We start from the raw sequence: 15,667 nt of genomic DNA on the forward strand, positions 1-15,667 counted from the left end.
AACATACAGACATGTCTGTATGTGGGCCAGAGCGGTGACCGGCGCCAGATCCACCCAGGCCGATCGGCGCGCGCGGAGCCGGGCGGCGCTTCTGGAGGCGGCCGCGCGCGGGCTCTCCCGGTTCGGGTACGCGAACCTGGCGCTGGAGCGGGTGGCCGCGGCGGCCGGCTACTCGCGCGGCGCGCTCTACCACCAGTTCGCCGGCAAGGAGGAGCTGGCGCTGGCCGTGGTGGGCTGGGTCGACGAGACCTGGTACGCCGAGGTCGGCCGGGCGGGCCGGGAGGCCCCCGACCCCGTGGCCGCGCTGGTCGCGATCGCCCGCGGGCACGCCGTCTACTGCCGGCGCGACGTGGGACGGGTGATGATGACCCTGCGGGTCGAGTTCGCCGCGCAGGACCACCCGGTCGGCCGGGCGCTGGCCGACGTCATCGCCCGCCTCACGGCCGACTGCACGGCCCTGGTCGAGGCCGGCCGCGCCGACGGCACGATCCCGCCCGGGCCACCCGCGGACGTGCTCGCCATCGCCTACCTCGGCACGATCGAGGCGATCGGCATCTCGCTGTCCGGACAGGAACCGCACGACGCCGACCTGGCCGAACGCGCCACCCGGGGCCTGCTCGGCGTCTGAGGTTCAGGTGCGCACGCGGGCGCCGGGAACCTCGACGCCGCGGCCGTGCACCCGGGCGGCCCAGTCGGCGAGCCGCCGGGTGACGCACGGCCAGGGCATGAACGCGATCCCGGTGCCGCCCTTCGCGCAGATCCGTGCGGAGCAGAAGCCCTCCGGGGTCGGGACGTGGGTCTGCCTCATCCGGGTCCAGACCTCCACCTGCACCGCCAACTCCGCGACGAAGTCGAGGTAGCGCACGGCGTGCGTGGACGCCGACGAGATGAGCTGCCGCGCGGGGTCCTCACCTGCCCCATCCACCGGGTGCTCGATGTTCGGTTCGCCGTCCTCGGTCACGCGCCGTACCCCCTCAGTTACAGAGCAGCCCGCGCGAGCGTAGCTCAAATCAGACATGAGTGCGCAGCAGTCTCTTGTGAGGAGCGGAAGTCCGCATCAAACCATGCTGGTGAGTTCCGGTGTTCGTGCAGGTAGCGCGGTGTACGAGAAGACGTACTGTGATCGAATGCCGCGCTCTCCGGGACTGCTCACGACGCGTGAGGCGGCAGAGGCGATCGGTATCAACTACAAGACCCTCCAGCGCTACGTCCGCGAAGGCACTGTCATCCCGACGATCCGGCTGCCGGGCGGGCAGATGCGCTGGGACCTCGACGACCTCAAGGACCAGCTGCGCGGCAAGCCCCGCGACTAGCGCACGCAGTCGTAGGTCGCCTCGATCTCCGGGCCGAGGTCGACGACCTCGACGTCGGCCGGGGTGATCCCGGCGAAGGACCGGGCGTCGACGCCGAGGTCGGCCCACTTCGCCGTCGTGTGAGCGTCGTCGGCGAAGGTCAGGGCGATCTCGCCGCCGTCGGACAGCAGCATCCCGTGGGTCTTCAGCGCCCGCAGGATCACCCGCTCTCCCTCGGAGAACGGCGTCTCGTCGAACGCGGCGGCCAGCCGGAACCGGACCCCGTAGGGAGGGGCGTCGGGGTTGTCGCTGGTCGGACCGCCGGCGTGGCCGGCGGACGCCGCCGAGTTGGACGAGAGCCACCCTCGTGCGACCAGGTTGGACGAAAGCCGCGCTCGTGCGGCGCGGTTGCCCGCGGAGCGGGTCCTCAGCCCTGCGAGGAGGGTGACCGTGCCGCGCGAGTCCGGCACCCGTCGAGAACGAACTTGTCGTGATCGAATAGCCCTGTTGATCACGACAAGTTCGTTCTCGACGGTGGGGTCAGCCGGTGGCGGCCGAGTGCGTCGCGGCGAGGTGGCGGTAGGCCTCGGCGTTGAGCAGGATCGACTCCCGCTCCTGCTCGGTCAGCTCCCGGCGCACCTTGCCTGGCACGCCGGCCACCAGCGAGCCCGGCGGCACCTCGGTGCCCTCCAGGACCACCGCGCCGGCCGCGATCAGCGAGCCGGCGCCGATGCGGGCCCCGTTGAGCACCACGGCGCCCATCCCGACCAGCACGTCGTCGCCGACGGTGCAGCCGTGCAGCACCGCCCGGTGCCCCACGCTCACCCCGGAGCCGATGGTCAGCGGGAAGCCCGGGTCGGCGTGCAGGACGCTGCCGTCCTGGACGTTGCTGCCCGGACCGACGGTGATCGAGTCCATGTCGGCGCGCAGCACGCTGGCGTACCAGACGCTGGCCCGCTCGGCGACCGTCACCCGGCCGGCCAGCACGACCGTCGGCGCGACCCAGGCCTCGGCGTGCACCCGGGGCGCGGCGTCGCCGATCGGGATCGCCGTGTAGGGCGCGACGGCCGTCACCGCTGCGGCCCCCGGCCCGACCAGGTCCACGCGTAGGCCGGGTCCTCCGATGCGGTGCCGCCCTCGCCCAGCTCCAGCGGGCGGAACGTGTCGACCATGACGGCGAGCTCGTCGAAGGACTCCGCGCCGATCGAGCGCTCGACGGCCGCGGGCTGCGGGCCGTGGCTGTGCCCGCCCGGGTGCAGGCTGATCGAGCCCTGGCCGATGCCCGAGCCCTTGCGGGCCTCGTAGTTGCCGCCGCAGTAGAACATGACCTCGTCGGAGTCGACGTTGGCGTGGTAGTAGGGCACCGGGATCGACAGCGGGTGGTAGTCGACCTTGCGGGGCACGAAGTTGCAGATCACGAAGTTGTTGCCCTCGAACACCTGGTGCACCGGCGGCGGCTGGTGCACCCGGCCGGTGATCGGCTCGAAGTCCGACACGTTGAACGTGTACGGGTAGAGGCAGCCGTCCCAGCCGACGACGTCGAACGGGTGCGTCGGGTAGACGTAGCGGGTGCCGGTGACGCCGCGCGAACCCCGGTGCTTGACCAGCACCTCCACGTCGGTGCCGTCGACGAGCAGCGGCTCGCCGGGGCCGTGCAGGTCGCGCTCGCAGTAGGGCGAGTGCTCCAGCAGCTGCCCGTAGCGGGAGAGGTAGCGCTTGGGCGGGGCGATGTGGGAGTTCGCCTCGATCACGTACGCCCGCAGCGGCTCGGTGCCGGTCGGGACCCAGCGGTGGGTCGTCGAGCGGGGCAGCAGGACGTAGTCGCCCTGGCGCGCGATGAGCGCCCCGAAGATCGTCTCCACGGTGGCCTCGCCGGACTCGACGTAGACGCACTCGTCGCCCAGCGCGTTGCGGTACAGCGGCGACGACTCGCCGGCGGCGACGTAGGAGATGCGCACGTCGGCGTTGCCCAGCACCAGCCGGCGCCCGGTGACGACGTCGGCGCGCTTCCACTCCTCCCCCGGGAACAGGCTGTGCAGCTTGAGGTGGCGGGGCAGCAGCGGGCGGTTCTCGGTGGTCCGCTGGTCGGGCAGCTCCCACACGGTGGCGTCGACCAGCGCCGAGGGCACGCCGCGGTGGTAGAGCAGCGACGAGTCCGAGGAGAAGCCCTCCTCGCCCATCAGCTCCTCGTAGAACAGACCGCCCTCGGGCGTGCGGTGCTGGGTGTGGCGCTTGGGCGGGATGCTGCCCACGCTGCGGTAGTACGCCATGCTCGCCTCCTCGGGAGCGTCGAACTAGTCAATATCTGAACTAGTTTCCGCCCAGGGTAGTCGCCGCCCGGCGGGCACGAAACCCCCTCAGCGGCGGTTGCGGGCCTCGAACTCGCGGTGCCCGATGATCAGCTTGTCCAGCAGCATCACCAGGATGCGCTGCTCGGCCTCGGTGAGCACGGCGGTCCAGCCGGCCTCGCGCTCGTTGTGCTCGCGGAAGACGTCGACCATCTCGGCGTGCCCGGCCCCGGTCAGCGACAGCCGCACCGAGCGGCCGTCGCGCTCGTCGGGGGTGCGGGCCAGCAGGCCCTCCGCGACCAGGCCCTTGGCCAGGTTGGAGACCGCGGCCCGACTCATCCCGGTCAGCCGGGCCGCGCCGCTGGGCTCCAGCGGCCCGGCCAACCACACCACGAACAGCAGCCGGAACGCCGACCACGACCGCCCCCGCGGCCGGTGCACCGCGGCCTCCAGGTCGTAGGTGACCAGGTCGGAGGCCCGGTTGAGGGTGAGCAGGACCTCGGTGGCCAACTGGTGGCGGAAGCCGTACTCCCCGGCGAGGCGCTCGTTGGCCAGCGCAACGAACGACCAGAAGTCCAGGTCGGCCGGCTCGCTGACGCTCACCGGCCCGATACTAGCCCTGAGTAGTACACGTGTGAATCACCTTCGCATCGCGCGGAGCAGCTCGACTGTCCGGTCGCGGCGCACCCACGCCACCAGCGCGTCGAGCACCAGCAGCACCGCCGGCAGCACCGCGCCCGCCGGGTCCGGCCCGGCCACGGTGAACAGCACCGCCCCCACCATCAGCGCGGCCAGCGCCACCGCCGCGACCCCGCACAGCCGTCCGACCAGCAGCCCGACCGCGCCGAGCACCTCCAGCACGCCGATCACGACCATCCCGGTCGGGTCGACGCCGATCGCGGCGAACCCGGCGACCGCCGCCGGGTCGGCGAGGAACTTCGGCACCGCGCTCATCAGGTACATCGCGGCGAGCCCGACCTGCAGCACCCAGGTCGCGACGTGCGCCCAGCGCGGTGTGGAACGGGTGGCGGGGACTGCGATCATGGCGGGACCTCCGGGCTCGGCGCGGGCCGCCGTCCGGCGCGCCCACCCGGGACGTCGGAGCCGGCGCCCCCGCCCGGACACACCCGGCTCCGCTTCCTCCGAGTTCAGGAAAGCCACGATGCTGCCCGCAGAGGGCAGCATCGTGGCTTTCCTGAACCGGGGCGGGGGATCTGAGAGGGTAGGCGGGATGCGGGGACCGGCTCGGTCCCCCGCCCGGCGAAGGAGGTCGCGGTGACCGCGGAGGTCGGCCCCACCGCGCTCGAGGCGACGAGCCTGGTCGAGCTCGCCGTCCGCCGGCTGCGCACCGAGATCCTCAGCGGGGCGCTGGCCCCCGGCGAGCGCCTGGTCGAGGAGCAGCTGCGCACCCGCTTCGGCACCAGCCGGGCCCCGCTGCGCGAGGCGCTGCGCCTGCTCGGCCAGCAGGGGCTCGTCGAGCACCTGCCGCGGCGCGGGGTGCGTGTCGCCGAGCTGTCGCCCCGCGACATCGAGGAGCTGTTCAGCCTGCGCGACGTGCTGGAGCGCTTCGCGCTGGAGTGCGCGCTCGGCGGCGGACGCACCCCGGACCCGGCCGGCCTCGTCGCCCTCGCCGACGCCGTCGCCGCGATGGACGCCGCGGTCCACGCCGGCGACCCCCTCGCCCGCGACGCCGCCCACCGCGCCTTCCACACCGGCCTGGTGGCCCTGGCCGGGCACCGGCACCTGTTCGAGGTCTACGAGCCGGTGATCCTCAAGCTGCAGCTCTACATGGCCACCAACATGCGCCGCGAGGCCGACCACGTACCCCCCGAGTCCGGCCCCGCCCGCCACCGCCGCCTCTACGACGCCGTCGCCTCCGGCGACCTGGCCGCGGTCCTGGCCGAGCTCGACGCCCACGGCGCCCGCACCTACCTGGCCCCCGAGCTCGACGCCCACTGACCCGACCCCATCGCGCTGCCCCGGCGGCTCCTTCGGCGGGTTGTTGAGCGGCCTCCGGCAGCTCCTACGCGGAGGCGAACTCGGATCTGCAGGGCTTCCGCGGGGTGGAGCGGCCGCTTCGCGGCCCAGGCGGGGCCGGCGAGGGGAGCGGGGGCGTCCTCGCAGCGCGGCGTGGGGTGTCCTCGCAGCACCGGGTGGGTGTCGCAGCGCTGGCCGGGTCGTCGCAGCCCGCCGCCGGGCTGCGAGCACACCACCGGGTCTGGGAGCCCCGATCACATGATCACCTCAATCGGGGCGGGCGACCACGCACACCCGTCGGCCTCTTCGCAGAGTTCCCATGGTCTTCGCAGGGTCCACAGCACCTGCGAAGACCAGACCGCCCCTGCGGAGACGCTCCCGCCCCTCCGCCCGGCGGTCACAGGGCTGTAACCGGAGGGGACATCGCCCGACACCAAACGGTCGACAATCGACAGAATGCGTTCCTCGCTGACCGATCGGGTCCCCGACCGGCTCGACCTCGCCGGCCTCCGCGACGCCTACGCGGCCGGGCTGCGCCCGGCGGCCGTCGTGGAGGCCGTGCTGGAGCGGATCGCCGCCCGCGGCGCGGACGCCGTCTGGATCTCCCGGTTCGACGCCGCCGCGCTGCGCGCCGAGGCGGCGGCCGTGGAGGGTCGGTGGGGTGGCGGGCCGCGCCCGCCGCTCTACGGCGTGCCGTTCGCCGTGAAGGACAACATCGACGTCGCGGGCCTGCCGACCACCGCGGCCTGCCCGGCGTTCGGCTATGACCCGATGGCCGACGCGACGAGCGTGCGGCGGCTGCGGGAGGCCGGGGCCATCCCGGTCGGCAAGACGAACCTCGACCAGTTCGCGACCGGGCTGAACGGGGGGCGCTCGCCGTACGGGGCGCCGGAGAGCGTGTTCGGCGGCGACCTGGTCTCCGGCGGGTCGAGCTCGGGGAGCGCGGTGGCGGTGGCCGCCGGCACCGTGTCGTTCTCGCTGGGCACCGACACCGCGGGCTCGGGGCGGGTGCCGGCGGCGATGAACGGGATCGTCGGCCTCAAGCCGACCCGCGGGCTGGTGAGCACGGCCGGCGTCGTGCCGGCGTGCCGGTCGCTGGACTGCGTCTCGGTGTTCACCACCCGGCTCGACGACGCGGCGGCCGTGCTCGACGTGCTCGCCGCCCCGGACCCGGCCGATCCGTGGTCGCGCACGGGCGCTCCCCCACCGCCCACCGATGGGCTGCGGCTGCTGCTGGCGGCGCCGGGCGCGCTCGACCACGAGGGCGACACGGCGTACGCGGCGGCGTTCGACGCCGTCGCGCGCACCGCCGCCGACCGGGCGACGGCCGTGGGACACGTCGAGCCGGGCCCGCTACTGGAGGCCGGCGACCTGCTCTACGGCGGGCCGTGGGTCGCCGAGCGCCGGGCCGGGCTGGCCGACTTCGTCGACGCCCGCCCCGATGCGGTGCTGCCGGTGGTCCGCGCGATCCTCGACGGCGGCGCCCGCTTCGACGCCGTCGACGCGTTCCGCGCCCGGCACCGGCTGCAGGAGCTGCGGGCCTGGACGGCGCGGCTGTGGGAGCGCGGCGACGTCCTGCTGCTGCCGACCGTGCCGACCACCTTCACCCGCGCCGAACTGGCCGCGGAGCCGGTGGCCCGCAACCTCGTGCTGGGCCGGTTCACCCAGTTCGCGAACCTGCTCGATCTCGCCGCCGTCGCCGTCCCCGCCGGGTTCACCGCGGACGGGCGGCCGGTCGGCGCCACCCTGCTCGGCCCCGCGTTCACCGAGGGCCGCCTGCTGTCCGCCGCGCACGAGCTGATCGAGGAGGCTGCATGAGCGCGTCAGCGTTCCCCGCAGGGGCCGCACCGAAGGTGCCGGAGAGGCACATCCGCATGACGACGGACCTGCACCCGGCGCGGGCCAGGACCGCGGCCCGCATCGGGCCGGTCGCCGCCGACCCCTACCCGTGGCCCTACGACGGCTCGGTCGAGGCCGCGCGGACCGCGCTGATCTGCATCGACTGGCAGGTCGACTTCTGCGGGCCGGGCGGCTACGTCGACCGGATGGGCTACGACCTGGCGCTCACCCGGGCCGGCCTGCCGGCCACCGCCGCGATGCTGGCGCACGCGCGGGAGATCGGGATGCTGGTCGTGCACACCCGCGAGGGCCACGCGCCGGACCTGTCGGACCTGCCGGCCAACAAGCGCTGGCGGTCGAAGCGGATCGGCGCCGAGATCGGCAGCGCCGGCCCGGCCGGGCGGATCCTGGTCCGCGGCGAGCCGGGCTGGGAGATCGTGCCCGAAGTGGCTCCGGTGCCGGGCGAGGTGCTGGTGGACAAGCCCGGCAAGGGCGCGTTCTACGCCACCAACCTCGACCTGGTGCTGCGCACGCACGGCATCACCCACATCGTGCTGACCGGCATCACCACCGACGTCTGCGTGCACACGACCATGCGCGAGGCCAACGACCGCGGCTACGAGTGCCTGGTCCTGTCCGACTGCACCGGCGCCACCGACCCGGGCAACCACGACGCCGCGCTGCACATGGTGACCATGCAGGGCGGGGTCTTCGGCGCGGTCGCCACGTCCACCGCCGTCATCGAGGGGACCAGCGCATGAGGACAGTCCCGGCCGACCCGTACCCGTTCACCTTCGACCCGGCGAGCACCGCGCTGGTGATCATCGACATGCAGCGCGACTTCGTCGAGCCCGGCGGCTTCGGCGAGACCCTCGGCAACGACGTCTCCTGGCTGCAGGCCGTGGTCCCGCCGCTGAAGAAGGTCCTGGAGACCGCCCGAGCGGTCGGCCTCACCGTCGTCCACACCCGGGAGGGCCACGTGCCCGACCTGTCGGACTGCCCACCGGCCAAGCTCAACCGCGGCGAGCCCAGCCTGCGCATCGGCGAGCCCGGACCGAAGGGCCGGATCCTGGTCCGCGGCGAGTACGGCCACGACATCATCGACGAGCTGGCCCCCGCACCGGGCGAGCTGGTGATCGACAAGCCGGGCAAGGGCTCGTTCCACGGCACGTCCTTCGGCGCCGAGCTGGCGGCCAGGGGCATCACCAGCCTGGTCGTCACCGGCGTGACGACCGAGGTGTGCGTGCACACCACCGTCCGGGAGGCCAACGACCGCGGCTACGAGTGCCTCGTGCTGTCGGACTGCGTCGGCTCCTACTTCCCCGAGTTCCAGCGGGTCGGCCTGGCCATGATCGCCGCGCAGGGCGGGATCTTCGGCTGGGTCGCGCCGTCGCAGGCGTTCCTCACCGCGCTGACCGGCGCCGACGACACCGTCCCGACCGACGCAGCGCCCGTCCCCCAGGAGGTGGCGCCGTGAGCGCACCGAGCACCGCATCGACGATGAAGCTGCCCTGGTGGGTGGCCGGCGACACCAACGCGTTCTTCGGCCTGGGCTTCAACACCCTGGTCAACGTGTTGGTGCTGTCCGGGCTGTGCCTGGGCGTGGTGAACATCCCCGGCGCCGACGTGTTCGGGGTGATCCTGCCGGCGCTGGGCGTGCAGCTGCTGATCGGCAACGTCTACTACACCTACCTGGCGCGCAGGCTGGCCCGCCGGGAGGGCCGCACGGACGTCACCGCGATGCCCTACGGCCCCAGCGTGCCGCACATGTTCATCGTCGTCTTCGTCATCATGCTGCCGATCTACCTGGCGACCGACGACCCGGTGGCGGCCTGGGCGGCCGGGCTGGCCTGGTCGTTCATCATCGGGATCATCGTGCTGATCGGCGCGTTCGTCGGCCCGTACATCCGCAAGTACACGCCGCAGGCGGCGATGCTGGGCACGCTGGCCGGCATCTCGATCGCGTTCATCTCGATGCGCCCGGCGGCCCAGATGTTCGAGGCGCTGTGGATCGCGCTGCCGGTCATGGTGATCATCCTGATCGGCTTCTTCACCGACCTGAAGCTGCCCGGCGGCATCCCGGTCGGCCTGGCCGCGCTGCTGCTCGGCACGGCGATCGGCTGGATCGGCGGCTACATGTCCCCGCCCGCGGTCGTCGAGGCGGCCGGCGACATCGCGCTCTCGCTGCCCACGCTCGACGTCGGCCGGCTGGTCGACGGGCTGACCGACGTGGCCCCGCTGCTGGCCACGGCCATCCCGCTGGGGATCTACAACTTCACCGAGGGCATGACCAACGTCGAGAGCGCCGCCGTGGCCGGCGACGAGTACGACATGCGGGCCATCCTGGCCGCCGACGGCGCGGGCGCCGTGGTGGGCTCCGCGCTGGGCTGCCCGTTCCCGCCCGCGGTCTACATCGGGCACCCGGGCTGGAAGGCCGCAGGCGGGCGCACGACGTACTCGCTGGCCTCCGGCGTGGTCATCGCGCTGCTGTGCTTCCTGGGGATGTTCTCGCTGCTCGGGGCCCTGCTGCCGCTGCCGGCGATCGTGCCGATCCTGCTCTACATCGGCCTGCTGATCGGCGCCCAGGCGTTCCAGGAGACCCCGAAGCGGCACGCCATCGCGGTGGTCATCGCGCTCATCCCGAACATCGCCTCCTGGGCGACCGGGCTGATGAACAACGCGCTGGCCGCGGCCGGGACGAGCGCGGCCGAGGTCGGCGAGGACGCGCTGACCAACGCCGGGCTGGTCTACCACGGCACCGCGCTGCTCGGCGGCGGGGCGATCCTGGCCGGGCTGGTGCTGGGCTCGATCGTGGCGTTCATCGTGGACAAGCAGTTCTTCGCGGCCGCGATCTACTCCTTCGCCGGCGCCGTCCTCGGGTTCATCGGGCTGATCCACGCCGAGCAGGTGGGCTGGAACGTCGGCGGGCAGATCGCGCTCGGCTACGCGCTCGCCGCGATCGTCCTGGTGCTGTTCGGACTCGCCACCCGGAGCGGCACGACCGCGACCGAGGCGGCAGCGACCGACGAGGAGGCGGACGCCGCTCCCGAGGCGGCGAAGGACGCCGAGCCGGTCGCCGCCCCGATCGTCGACGGCCGGCCGGCGACCGCATGACGGTGGGGATCGACACGGGCTCCGGCCCGGCCCGGGACGGCGTCGCCAACGACATCGACACCGACATCGACAGCGATGGCGACGCCGTCCTGGACCGGCCGGAGACCGTCGCCGCCGTCCGCGCGGCGTTCGAGCGCTACGAACGGGCCCTGTCGGCCGGCGACGTCGCCGTGCTCACCGAGCTGTTCTGGGACGACGAGCGCTGCGTCCGGTTCGGAGTCGCCGACCGCCAGCAGGGCGCCGCCCAGATCGCGGCATGGCGCCGCACCCACCCCTCGGTGCCGCCGGGCCGCACGCTCACCGGCACCCGCGTCCTGGCCGTCGACGACCGCACGGCCGTCGTGACCACCCTGTTCGGCTACCCGGACGGCGCCGTCGAGGGCCGGCAGAGCCAGACGTGGGTGCGCTTCGCCGGGGGGTGGCGGATCGTCGCCGCCCACGTGTCCGAACTGCGTTCGTGAGCGCCTGAAGCGACATCCACCGCGGATTCCGCGCAGAACCGCCACTCGAGCCCAACCGCGATGATTCCGCTGTGGACGCCTCGGAAAGGGGGACCTGCGGAGGCGGCACATCTCCTTGATCGACCTTGTACGGCCTTGTACGGACCCCTGACCACGCGGTTCGAGTCGGCTAACGATGCCGCGGGCGTCCCGATGGACTGCCTGCACAGCTCCTGGCCGGCTTCCGCAAGGGCCCCGACCACCCGGAGGGAGTCGCCACGGCGCCATTCGCCGTGCGGAGCGGTGCAACGCAGTGGGCGGTGATCGACGCGGGAGGGGCGTCGATCACCTCCGCTCCCCGTCATCGTGCTGCACAAGCGGAGGAATCGTGGATTCGACACAACGCACAGCCGGCGCCGACCGGCCCGGCATCACCGCGGCGCTCGGCCAGGCGCGCCGCTACGTCGACGCCGCCGTCATGGTCATCAGCGGCGCCTTCTTCATCGCCGCCAAGGACTTCTCCCCGTCCATCAGCCCGTTCTGGGCGGTGGCGCTCGGCGTGGGGCTGATCGGCTACGGCGCCTACATCGCGCTGTCCGGGCGCGCCTACTGGATGTACGACCTGCTCTACGTGATCCCGATCTTCCTGTTCTTCTTCTACGTGATCGGGTGACGGGGACATGACGGTGGACAGGGATCCGCGCACCGCCGAGCGCAATCCGGCGAAAGCGCTCGTCGCGGTCGCCATCGGGATCGGCCTGATCGTCGTGATGTGGCTCAGGGCGGGCCCGTGGGCGCTCGTGCTGAGCCCGCTGGTGGTCCCATTCGTGATCAGCGTGTACCTCGGCGGGAAGCTCACCGAGAACACCGTCGAGAGCATCCACCGGATCCGTGCCTTCCGGGACCGCCACCGGTGAGTCGGGCTTGACGACGCTGTGTGACATCTCGGGCCCCGAGAGCGACTCCCCCGGCACCCGACCGGATGAGGGAGACCACCGCGTGGACCTGACCGATCTCGACGCCGCCACCGACCCGTCCCGGATCCACTCGCCCGCCGAGCTCGCCGCGGCGCTGACGATCGTGCGGCAACGGACGGGGATGACGGTGCGCGCCCTGCAGAAGCGCACCGGGATCGTGCACAGCACGTTGGGCGGGTACTTCAGCGGCCGGCACATGCCGCCGGTGCCCGCGCTGCGGCAGGTCCTGCAGGCGTGTGGGGTCGACGACCCGCGGGTCGTCGAGGCGTGGACCGAGGCGCTGCTGCGGGTGCGCCGCACCGGTAAGCAGCGCCCAGCGGAGGAATGCCCCTACCGGGGGTTGCAGAGCTTCGGGCCGGACGACGCCGGACTGTTCCGCGGGCGGGCCGCTGCCACGGCCGAGGTGGTCGAGCGGCTGCGCGAGAGCGCGGCCGCCGGACTGCCGCTGGTCGTGGTCGGCCCGTCCGGATCGGGGAAGTCGTCGCTGCTGCGGGCCGGGGTGGTGCCCGCGCTCGCGACGCCCGACCCGGTCGTGGTCACCCCGGACGACAGCGGCCTCGACCGGCTCGCCGCGGCCCACGCGGAGCAGGTCGTCGTCCTCGACCAGTTCGAGGAGCTGTTCGCCCCCGGGGCGGCTCCGGAGGCGGCGGGATCGGTCGCCCGGGAGCTGGCCGGGCGGGCCGCCCTCGGCGCGCCCACCGTGGTCGTGCTGCGCGCCGACTTCTACCCGCAGGCGCTGCGGTTGCCCGAGCTGGCCTCAGCCCTGCAGCGGACCCAGGTGGTCGTGCCGCCCATGACGCCAGCCGAGCTGCGCGAGGCCATCACCGGCCCGGCCGAGCACGTCGGATCGACCGTCGAGCCGGGCTTCGCCGACCTGCTGCTCGAGGACCTCGACCAGCACGACATCGACGCCACCGGCGGCGCAGGCGCGCTGCCGCTGCTTTCGCACGCCCTGTTCACGACCTGGCACCGCGCGGGCGGCAGCGGGATGACGATCACCGCCTACCGCGCCACGGGCGGGGTCCGCGGCGCCATCGCGCGGTCCGCGGACGACGCCGTCGCCGCGCTCGGGCAGGACCGGGAGGACGAGGTCCGGCGGCTGTTCCTGCGGTTGGTCCACGTCGGCGCCACGGTCACCGGGACCCGGCGGGTGGCGGACCGCAGCGAGCTGGACGGCGTCGGGCCGGAGGTGCTCGACGAGTTCGTGCGCAGGCGGTTGGTGGTGGCCGACGAGTCCACGGTCCGGATCGCGCACGAGGCGCTGCTGGTCGCCTGGCCGCGGCTGCGCACCTGGATCGAGTCCGACCGCGCCGAGGTGGTCGGCCGCCACCAGCTGGGCGAATCGGCGCGGCAGTGGCGCGACCACGACGAGGACCCCGACGCGCTGCTGCGCGGTGGTCGGCTCGTCGCGGCCCGCGAGCGCTTCGCCGACCCCCACCGGCAGGCCGGCCTGAACGAGCTCGAGCGCCGTTTCCTCGCCGCGAGCGAACACGCGGAGGTGCTCCGCTCGGCCGACGACCGGCGCCGGAACCGGCGGCTGCGCCGCCTGCTGGCGGTGAGTGTCGCGCTGCTCCTGGTCGTCGCCGGGCTGGCCGGCTGGTCCGTCGTGCAGGGCGGGCAGCTGGCCGCGGAGCGCGACGTGGCGGTGTCGCGCCAGCTGGCCTTCCGGGCCGACGCCCTGCGCGGCGACGATCCGGCCCTGTCGGCGCAGCTCGCGGTGGCCGCCCACCGGATCGCGCCCACCGCCGAAGCGCGGTCCAGCGTGCTGAACGCGACCGCCGTGCCGGTCCCCGCGCAGCTCTCCGGTCCGCCTGCGGTCACCCAGGCGCTCGCGGCGGTGGGCGGGACGATCGCCTCGACCACCGGGCTGGACCACGCGGCCCAGCTGTGGCGGATCGACGACACGGGGCGCCCGAACCCGGTCGGGAACACGCCCCCGGTCGGCTGGCCGGTGTCGGGAGCCGCCCTCACCGCCGATGCGGCCCGCCTCGCGGTCGGCGGCGAAGGGGGCCTGGCCGTGTTCGACCTGACGGGCGCGCGACCACCGCGAACGGCGGAGACCGCGGGGGAGCCCGTGCTCGCCGTCGCGGTCACGCCGGACGCCTCCACCGTCCTGGCCGCAACGGGCCGCGGCGTGCGGAGCTGGGCGCTCGACCGCGGCAACGGGCTCGTGGAGGGGTCCGCGCTGCTGTCGAGCGGACCGGTGCACGCCGTCGCGGTGAGCCCCGACGGCGCGCACGCGGCCGCGGCCGGGACCGGCGGGTGGATCACGGTCTGGGACCTGGCCACCTTCGCGCCGGTCCAGCTCCCCGGCGACGGCTCCGCCCCGACCTTCTACAGCGTCGCCTTCAGCCCGGATCGACGCCTGGTCGCCGCGGGGGGCAACGACCACCTCGTGCGCCTCTGGGACATCAGCGACCCGCAGCGGCCCCGCGCGCTACCGCCGCTGACCGGGCCGGCCAACTGGGTCAACTCGGTCGCGTTCAGCAGGGACGGTCGTTCCCTCGCCGCCGGCAGCTCCGACGGCAAGGCCTGGCTGTGGGATGTCGGGACGGGCCGGGAGGTCGCCCGCCACCCCCATCCCGCGCCCGTCACCTCGGTCGTCTTCCTCGAATCGGGAGCGCTGGCGACGGGCGAGGCCGACGGCACGGCGCACCTGTGGCCGAGCCACGGCCCGGTCCTGTCCGGCTTCGGTGACGGGGTGTTCGCCCTCAACTTCGACGACAGCGGCGAGCGCGTCGCGATCGGTCCCGGCAAGCGCGACGGCACCGCGCAGCTGTGGACCGCGTCGGGTCCCGCACCGAGCCCGCTGGGCCCTCCGCTGCGCAATCCCGCGGGCGAGGCGGCGGTCTCCGGGTCAGCGGCGCTGACGGCCGACGGTCGGACCCTGGCCGTCGGCCGGACCGACGGCAGCGTCCGGTTGTGGGACGTCACCGCCCCCGACCGGGCGATACCGCTCGGTGAGCCGCTCACCGGACCAGCCGCTCTGGTCGAGCACCTGGTGACCAGCCCGGACGGGCGGCTGCTCGCCGCCTCCTCGGACGACAACGCGGTGCACTTGTGGGACATCGGCTCACCGGCCACCCCCCGGCCGCTGCCGCCTTTGCGCGCCGCGACGAGCTACGTCCTCGCCTCGGCGTTCAGCCCCGACGGCCGACTGCTCGCCGCGGCCAGCGCCGACGCCCGGACCTACCTCTGGGACGTGGCGGACCCGGCCGCCCCCCGGCTCCTGCGGGCGCTCGACGGACCGACCAGCTACGCCTACTCGCCGGCGTTCAGCCCCGATGGCCGCGTGCTCGCGGTGGGCAGCGCGGACAAGGCGGTGCGGTTGTGGGACGTCACCGACCCGACGCGGCCCGAACCCCTCGGCGCGCCCCTGCGGGGTCCGGGGAACTACGTCTACTCCGTCGCGTTCAGCCCCGACGGCGGACGCCTCGCGGCCGCGGTCACCGACGGGACCGTGTGGGTCTGGGACGTCTCCGTGCCCGGAGCCCCGCGGGCTCTCGACGTCCTGGCCGGGCCCGCGGAAGCGGTCTTCTCGGTGGCCTGGAGCCGTGACGGGAGCCGCCTGCTCGCCGGGAGCGCGGACCGCACCGTGCGCGTCTGGCGCACCGATCCCCAGGACGCGGCCGGGGCGCTGTGCGCCGCGGTCGGCGCACCGATGGACCCCGAGCTGTGGGCGCGGTTCGTCCCCGACCTCCCCTACGACCGCCCCTGCGCATGACCGGAACAACCGATCC

17 protein-coding genes are annotated in these 15,667 nt (G+C 73.9%); 11 read left to right on the forward strand and 6 right to left on the reverse strand.

Translation table 11 applies throughout. The annotated features are described in order from the left end of the window. Positions 1-34 precede the first annotated feature (34 nt). Complete coding sequence (locus tag KIK08_RS10910; RefSeq protein WP_308257567.1) at positions 35-628, forward strand: TetR/AcrR family transcriptional regulator; 594 nt, start codon at positions 35-37, stop codon at positions 626-628. A gap of 3 nt (positions 629-631) precedes the next feature. Here the strand turns inward: KIK08_RS10910 and KIK08_RS10915 are convergent, their stop codons facing one another. Next, on the reverse strand, positions 632-961 hold the full coding sequence (locus KIK08_RS10915) for a hypothetical protein (RefSeq protein WP_214402942.1): 330 nt from the start codon (positions 959-961) through the stop codon (positions 632-634). Between the two features lie 139 nt (positions 962-1,100). On the opposite strand from KIK08_RS10915, the gene KIK08_RS10920 reads away from it, so the two are divergent. Continuing rightward, positions 1,101-1,313, forward strand: coding sequence for a helix-turn-helix domain-containing protein (locus tag KIK08_RS10920; protein ID WP_308257568.1), 213 nt, complete (start codon positions 1,101-1,103; stop codon positions 1,311-1,313). Here the strand turns inward: KIK08_RS10920 and KIK08_RS10925 are convergent. From KIK08_RS10925 to KIK08_RS10945, 5 genes are all read right to left on the reverse strand, one after another. After that, positions 1,310-1,762 (reverse strand): hypothetical protein, encoded by a 453-nt coding sequence (locus tag KIK08_RS10925; RefSeq protein WP_214402943.1) that lies wholly within the window; start codon positions 1,760-1,762, stop codon positions 1,310-1,312. The two genes, KIK08_RS10920 and KIK08_RS10925, sit on opposite strands and share 4 nt — an antisense overlap. A gap of 70 nt (positions 1,763-1,832) precedes the next feature. Further along, positions 1,833-2,366 (reverse strand): gamma carbonic anhydrase family protein, encoded by a 534-nt coding sequence (locus KIK08_RS10930; protein WP_408004663.1) that lies wholly within the window; start codon positions 2,364-2,366, stop codon positions 1,833-1,835. Beyond that, complete coding sequence (locus KIK08_RS10935) at positions 2,363-3,562, reverse strand: homogentisate 1,2-dioxygenase (protein WP_214402944.1); 1,200 nt, start codon at positions 3,560-3,562, stop codon at positions 2,363-2,365. The genes KIK08_RS10930 and KIK08_RS10935 overlap by 4 nt, the downstream gene beginning before the upstream one ends. Before the next feature lie 87 nt (positions 3,563-3,649). After that, the gene (locus KIK08_RS10940; RefSeq protein ID WP_214402945.1) at positions 3,650-4,183 is read right to left on the reverse strand and encodes a MarR family winged helix-turn-helix transcriptional regulator; all 534 of its coding nucleotides are present in this window, start codon (positions 4,181-4,183) and stop codon (positions 3,650-3,652) included. A 36-nt stretch (positions 4,184-4,219) separates the two neighbouring features. Continuing rightward, entirely contained in the window at positions 4,220-4,624 is a 405-nt protein-coding gene (locus KIK08_RS10945) for a DoxX family protein (RefSeq protein ID WP_214402946.1), read from the reverse strand. Positions 4,625-4,855: 231 nt separating this feature from the next. Here KIK08_RS10945 and KIK08_RS10950 point away from each other — a divergent pair, with 231 nt between their 5' ends. The 9 genes from KIK08_RS10950 to KIK08_RS10990 all read left to right on the forward strand — a co-directional run bounded on the left by KIK08_RS10950 (position 4,856) and on the right by KIK08_RS10990 (position 15,651). Continuing rightward, positions 4,856-5,539, forward strand: a complete 684-nt coding sequence (locus KIK08_RS10950; protein ID WP_214402947.1) for a GntR family transcriptional regulator — start codon at positions 4,856-4,858, stop codon at positions 5,537-5,539. 474 nt (positions 5,540-6,013) lie between these two features. Next, positions 6,014-7,375, forward strand: coding sequence for an allophanate hydrolase (atzF, locus tag KIK08_RS10955; RefSeq protein ID WP_214402948.1), 1,362 nt, complete (start codon positions 6,014-6,016; stop codon positions 7,373-7,375). Positions 7,376-7,431: 56 nt separating this feature from the next. Further along, positions 7,432-8,157: a biuret amidohydrolase gene (gene biuH, locus KIK08_RS10960; protein ID WP_214402971.1), complete on the forward strand. Its 726-nt coding sequence runs from the start codon at positions 7,432-7,434 to the stop codon at positions 8,155-8,157. Next, on the forward strand, positions 8,154-8,873 hold the full coding sequence (locus KIK08_RS10965; RefSeq protein ID WP_214402949.1) for a cysteine hydrolase family protein: 720 nt from the start codon (positions 8,154-8,156) through the stop codon (positions 8,871-8,873). Before biuH ends, KIK08_RS10965 begins: the two co-directional genes overlap by 4 nt. Further along, entirely contained in the window at positions 8,870-10,510 is a 1,641-nt protein-coding gene (locus KIK08_RS10970) for a regulator (protein ID WP_308257569.1), read from the forward strand. The genes KIK08_RS10965 and KIK08_RS10970 overlap by 4 nt, the downstream gene beginning before the upstream one ends. A 2-nt stretch (positions 10,511-10,512) precedes the next feature. Continuing rightward, on the forward strand, positions 10,513-10,971 hold the full coding sequence (locus KIK08_RS10975) for an AtzH-like domain-containing protein (RefSeq protein WP_308257570.1): 459 nt from the start codon (positions 10,513-10,515) through the stop codon (positions 10,969-10,971). A 367-nt stretch (positions 10,972-11,338) separates the two neighbouring features. Beyond that, positions 11,339-11,623, forward strand: coding sequence for a hypothetical protein (locus KIK08_RS10980; protein WP_214402951.1), 285 nt, complete (start codon positions 11,339-11,341; stop codon positions 11,621-11,623). Between the two features lie 7 nt (positions 11,624-11,630). Continuing rightward, positions 11,631-11,867: a hypothetical protein gene (locus tag KIK08_RS10985; RefSeq protein WP_214402952.1), complete on the forward strand. Its 237-nt coding sequence runs from the start codon at positions 11,631-11,633 to the stop codon at positions 11,865-11,867. Between the two features lie 82 nt (positions 11,868-11,949). After that, positions 11,950-15,651, forward strand: coding sequence for an nSTAND1 domain-containing NTPase (locus tag KIK08_RS10990; RefSeq protein ID WP_214402953.1), 3,702 nt, complete (start codon positions 11,950-11,952; stop codon positions 15,649-15,651). Positions 15,652-15,667 lie beyond the last annotated feature (16 nt).

Source organism: Pseudonocardia lacus (genome assembly GCF_018531445.1).
GTDB classification, from domain to species: Bacteria; Actinomycetota; Actinomycetes; order Mycobacteriales; family Pseudonocardiaceae; genus Pseudonocardia; species Pseudonocardia lacus.